Below are 5,395 nucleotides of genomic sequence, written 5' to 3'. Positions count from 1 at the left end.
TTTTTAAATTAAAAACCCTCCTTTCGGAGGGTTTTTACATATACATGAAAAAAGACCGATTTATCGGTCTTTTCTTTATCCTTCTTTATTTAATAAACATGGCGTCGCCAAAGCTGAAGAAGCGATATTTTTCTTCCACTGCATGATTGTAGGCATCCATTACGAAATCACGGCCAGCAAAGGCTGAAATCAGCATAACTAAAGTTGATTTAGGTAGATGGAAGTTGGTTGAAAAGGCATCAACAACCTTGAATTCATAACCAGGTTTGATGAAAATATTGGTCCAACCAGAGTCAGCCTTGATTTGACCATCAAACTTGCTTCCAATAGTCTCAAGAGTCCTAATACTAGTTGTTCCTACAGCTACAATGCGACCACCTGCGGCCTTGACCTCATTAAGGGTTTTTGCGGCTTCTTCTGAAAGGGAGTAGAACTCTGAATGCATTTCATGGTCGTCGACTGAGTCAACATTGACTGGTCTAAAGGTTCCAAGACCCACGTGAAGGGTCACCTCGACTAGTTTAACTCCCTTGTCTTCAATTTTTTGAAGGAGTTCTGGCGTGAAGTGAAGACCTGCAGTAGGTGCTGCAGCACTTCCGTTTTCCTTGGCATAGACTGTCTGGTAACGGTCTTGGTCTTCTAGTTTTTCATGGATATAAGGAGGCAAGGGCATTTCGCCCAGGCTTTCAAGGATTTCTAAAAAGATACCATCATAGGAGAATTCAACGATTCTTCCGCCGTGTTCTAACTCATCAAGGACAGTAGCGACCAAGCGACCATCGCCAAATGAAATTTTTGTTCCTTTTTTAAGACGTTTGGCTGGTTTTGCTAGGGTCTCCCAAATATCACCTTCGATATTTTTAAGTAAAAGGAGTTCTGCGTGACCTCCAGTGTCAGGTTTCACACCAAAGAGCCTGGCAGGAAGAACCCTCGTATTATTCATAACTAGGGCATCTCCAGGATTTAACTCATCAACGATATCATAAAAGTGCTTATCCTCTTGGGTCTGTTTTTGACGGTCTAAAACTAATAAGCGAGATTCACTCCTATTTTCTAAAGGCACTTGTGCGATTAGTTCTTCAGGGAGATTAAAGTCAAAGTCATTTGTATTCATGTATATGAGCGGATTACAGATTCCGCATCCTCCGTTTCAATTTCTTCTAAGAGTTATTATAACAAATTTAAAAAAATAATTGACTAAAATTAAATTAAATTCTATAATTGGTATATACCAATAAATATTAGATGGGATTATGAAAATGAAAATTATCAAAGTTACAGATGCAGTAGAGGGTGGTTTAAAAGCTTACGAAATTCTTGCAGAAAAGATGGATGACGGGATTAAAACTTTGGGACTTGCGACAGGAAGTACACCGATTGAGTTTTACAAGCATTTAACAGCAAGTGATCTTGATTTTACGGACATGACCTCAATTAATCTTGATGAATATGTAGGTCTACCAAAAGATAATGACCAAAGTTATGACTATTTCATGAAGGAACATCTTTTTGATAAAAAACCTTTTAAAAAGAACTATCTACCGGATGGACTTGCAGCTGACCTTGATGCAGAGGCAGATCACTATAATCAAATCATTGACCAAAACCCAATTGACTTACAGATTCTTGGTATTGGGTCAAATGGTCATATTGGTTTTAATGAACCAGGAGCATCTTTTGAGGGAACAACTAGCCTGGTTGATTTAACAGATCAAACAATTGCAGATAATGCCCGCTTTTTTGTCCATGAAAATGAGGTTCCAAGACAGGCCTTATCAATGGGAATTGCAAGCATTATGCAGTCAAAGGCCATTATCCTTATGGCTTACGGCAAGAATAAGGCCAACGCTGTAACTGCGATGGTTCATGGTCCACTAACAGAAAATCTTCCGGCAAGTATTTTACAAAGTCATCCAGAGGTTTATGTAATTGTTGATGAAGGAGCAGCTTCAAAACTATAAATTTAAAAATCCAGTCCCTTGAAGGCTGGGTTTTTAAGCTGATGGAGTAAGATTAATGATCAAAAAAATATCTGTCAAGTTTTTTTCTTGACAGTCCTTGACAAGTATTCAAAATATGATATACTAGTCCTTGTAAAATAATTTAATTAGGAGAAATATATAAAATGGCAGTAAAAATCCGTTTAACTCGTATGGGTTCAAAGAAAAAACCTTATTACCGTATTAACGTAGCAGACTCTCGCTCACCACGTGATGGACGTTTCATCGAAACAGTTGGAACTTACAACCCACTTCTTTCAGAAAACAACGTGACTCTTAAAGAAGAACGTATTCTTGAATGGCTTGGTAACGGAGCTCAACCTTCTGATACAGTTCGTAACATCCTATCAAAAGCTGGAGTTATGAAAAAATTCCACGAGTCTAAACAAGCTAAATAGTAAAAAAGGGGAAGGGTATGGAATCTGACATTCAAAATCTTGTTTTGAGGATTGTTACACCTCTTCTATCTAAACCAGAAGAAATCAGGTTGGAACTAGTGGATGCAGACGAATTTCTTGAATATCATCTGCATATTGCTGAGGCTGACATGGGTCGAATTATCGGAAAGCAGGGTAGGATTATCCAAGCAATTCGGACGATTGTTTATTCAGTTCCCGTTGATGGGAAAAAAATTCGACTTCTGGTTAACCAGTAAGAAGGGCACCTGTAAATACAGGTGTTTTTCTTTTTAATCTTAATACTGCCCATTACTCATCACAATTAAATTATGTTAAACTAAAGAATAGAAGATTTAGATGGATTTTTAAGAATCTAATCGATAAAAGACTTGGAGAAAAAATGAATTATTATAAGGTTGGAACAATTGTAAACACGCAAGGTTTACAAGGAGAGGTAAGAATTTTAAGTGTTACAGACTTCCCAGAAGAGCGCTTTGCTAAGGGAAATGAGCTGGCACTTTTTGATGAAAAAGGAAACTTTATTAAAAACCTTACCGTTAAAACACACCGTAAGCAAAAAAACTTTGATATCGTAAAATTCGAAGGACTTTATCACATCAATGATGTTGAGAAATACAAGGGATTTGTCTTAAAAGTTTCTGAGGAAGATTTGTCTGATCTTGAAGACGGCGAATTTTACTACCATGAAATCATCGGCCTTGACGTCTACGAAGGTGATGAAAAACTTGGAACAGTTTCTGAAATCCTCTCACCTGGGGCAAATGACGTCTGGGTTATCAAACGCCCTAAGAAAAAAGACCTGTTAATCCCTTATATTCCACCAGTTGTTCTTGACGTTGACGTTAAAAACAACCGAGTGGAGGTTGAAATTCCAGAAGGACTAGACGACTAAGATGAAGATTGATATTTTAACCCTTTTCCCGGAGATGTTTTCAAGTCTTGACCACTCAATCGTGGGTCGGGCCCAAAAGTCAGGCAAGGTTGAGATTGACTTTCATAATTTCCGCGACAATGCGACAAATACCCAAAGGCACGTAGATGACTACCCCTACGGTGGCGGCCAGGGGATGCTTCTCATGCCCCAGCCAATCTTTGACACCATGGATAAGATTCCCCGTGAAAATGCTCGCGTGATTTTGCTCGATCCAGCAGGGAAAAAATTCGACCAAAAACTGGCTGAAGAATTATCCGAAGAGGAGCATTTGGTCTTTATCTGCGGCCACTATGAAGGCTATGATGAAAGAATCAAGACTCTGGTTACTGATGAAATTAGTCTTGGCGACTATGTCCTTACAGGAGGAGAAATGGCAACAAGCGTCATCATTGACGCAACAGTCCGTTTGATTCCAGATGTTCTAGGTAAGGCTGCTAGCCACGAGGATGATAGCTTTTCAAGTGGTCTTTTAGAGCATCCCCAGTATACCCGTCCAGAAGACTTCCGGGGGATGAAGGTGCCAGAAGTTCTAATGAGTGGTCACCATGAAAACATTCGCAAGTGGCGTCTTAAGGAAAGCCTTAAAAAAACTCTTGAAAGGCGACCTGATTTACTGGAGACCTATGAGCTTTCTAATGAAGAAAAGAAGATGCTCGCTGAAATAAAATCAGGATTATGATAGAATAGTACGGTAAATTCAAAAAGGTTAAACATTTAGGCTAGCTTAAGGCTTACTAGTAGTTTATAAGCTGATTAATATTAGGAGAAAATGAAATGGAAATAATTCGCGATAAGGAATTTGTACAAGGTTTTAACTATAATGCAAGAAATTTAGCCTATGAGGAAGAAAATGGAACACCTGAAACTCGGGTTCACATTCAAATTCAATTAATAGAAGATGTTCCAGATCAAAGTGAAGCTGATACTGTTTTAAATGCAAGTGTTGAATTTGTAATAGTACTTGAAAGTTTCATTGTTAGTGGATACATCATGCAAAACAATGTTTTGAAAAATAAAAAGGTTGTTGAGCAAAGTGAGTTGTCACAGGAAGATATGGAAGAAATTGCACAGCCTCTTTTAGATATGGTAAGACGCCTTACGATGGAAGTAAGTGAAGTTGCTTTGGATGAACCTGGAGTAAATTTACAATTCTAAATTAGTTGTGTTGTATAGAAAAACAGAGGATATATGAAGATTGCAGTAATCACAGATTCATCAGCATTTTTAGAAGATGAATATAAGAATAAGGAAAATCTTTTCACCTTAGATATTCCCATTGTTATTGATGGTGAAACATACTTTGAAGGGAAAAATTTATCTAATGAAGACTTTTATAAAAAAATGTCTGAAACAGCTGAATTACCTAAAACTTCTCAGCCTAGCATCGCTGAACTTGAAGAGCTTTTAGCTAATCTTGAAAAAGAAGGTTATACTCATGTAATCGGACTCTTCCTGTCTAAAGGTATTTCAGGTTTTTATCAAAATTCATTTTACCTTCAGAGTGAATTTCCGAATTTGACGGTTAAGTTTTTTGATACCCTAATTACTAGCGCTCCGCTAGGATATATGGTTGAGGTAGCCTTAAAATTAGCTGCCGAGGGTCAGTCTTTTGAAGAAATTAGTCAAAAAATTGAATACGTTATTGAAAAAACAAGGGCCTATATTCTTGTTGAGGACTTAAAGCATCTAGTTAAGGGCGGACGCTTGTCAAATGGAGCAGCCATTGTTGGAACCCTACTATCAATTAAGCCCATTCTCGAATTTAACCGTGAGGGAGAGATTGTTGTTTATGATAAGGTTCGTTCAAGCAAAAAAGCCCATAAAAAATTAGTTTCAATTGTCAAGGAAGCTAGCCAAGAAGAAGACTACAAGGTCTTTGTTATCCATTCGAATGCCCGTAAATTGGCTGAAAGTTTTGTCCAGTCTTTGGAAGAAGAAGGACTTGAAAATATTTCAATTGCAACGATTGGAGCTATAATAGGTACTCACTTAGGAGAAAATGCTATTGTTCTTGCTATTTCACCAGTTATAAAATAAGGAGT

At 37.7% G+C, this 5,395-nt stretch carries 8 protein-coding genes; 7 read left to right on the top strand and 1 reads right to left on the bottom strand.

The features are described 5' to 3' along the window. Positions 1-85: 85 nt before the first annotated feature. Entirely contained in the window at positions 86-1,114 is a 1,029-nt protein-coding gene (gene queA, locus OZX60_03905) for a tRNA preQ1(34) S-adenosylmethionine ribosyltransferase-isomerase QueA (GenBank protein ID WEV44592.1), read from the bottom strand. A gap of 145 nt (positions 1,115-1,259) precedes the next feature. Here queA and OZX60_03900 point away from each other — a divergent pair, with 145 nt between their 5' ends. The 7 genes from OZX60_03900 (at position 1,260) to OZX60_03870 (ending at position 5,390) form a co-directional block, all read left to right on the top strand. Then, positions 1,260-1,961: a glucosamine-6-phosphate deaminase gene (locus tag OZX60_03900; protein ID WEV45875.1), complete on the top strand. Its 702-nt coding sequence runs from the start codon at positions 1,260-1,262 to the stop codon at positions 1,959-1,961. 164 nt (positions 1,962-2,125) lie between these two features. Beyond that, the gene (gene rpsP, locus OZX60_03895) at positions 2,126-2,398 is read left to right on the top strand and encodes a 30S ribosomal protein S16 (protein WEV44591.1); all 273 of its coding nucleotides are present in this window, start codon (positions 2,126-2,128) and stop codon (positions 2,396-2,398) included. Positions 2,399-2,415: 17 nt separating this feature from the next. Further along, positions 2,416-2,655: a KH domain-containing protein gene (locus OZX60_03890; protein WEV44590.1), complete on the top strand. Its 240-nt coding sequence runs from the start codon at positions 2,416-2,418 to the stop codon at positions 2,653-2,655. 143 nt (positions 2,656-2,798) lie between these two features. After that, on the top strand, positions 2,799-3,311 hold the full coding sequence (gene rimM, locus OZX60_03885) for a ribosome maturation factor RimM (GenBank protein ID WEV44589.1): 513 nt from the start codon (positions 2,799-2,801) through the stop codon (positions 3,309-3,311). A gap of 1 nt (position 3,312) precedes the next feature. Continuing rightward, a complete protein-coding gene (gene trmD, locus OZX60_03880) occupies positions 3,313-4,032 on the top strand; it encodes a tRNA (guanosine(37)-N1)-methyltransferase TrmD (GenBank protein WEV44588.1) in 720 nt (239 codons plus the stop codon). 95 nt (positions 4,033-4,127) lie between these two features. After that, positions 4,128-4,508 carry a DUF1149 family protein gene (locus OZX60_03875; protein ID WEV44587.1) on the top strand — a complete coding sequence of 127 codons (381 nt, stop codon included), beginning with the start codon at positions 4,128-4,130 and terminating at the stop codon, positions 4,506-4,508. A 33-nt stretch (positions 4,509-4,541) separates the two neighbouring features. Next, entirely contained in the window at positions 4,542-5,390 is an 849-nt protein-coding gene (locus tag OZX60_03870; GenBank protein WEV44586.1) for a DegV family protein, read from the top strand. The last annotated feature ends 5 nt before the right edge of the window (positions 5,391-5,395 follow it).

Source organism: Streptococcaceae bacterium ESL0687 (assembly GCA_029392475.1).
Classification (GTDB): domain Bacteria; phylum Bacillota; class Bacilli; order Lactobacillales; family Streptococcaceae; genus Floricoccus.
This window is presented reverse-complemented; position numbering and strand designations above follow the sequence as displayed.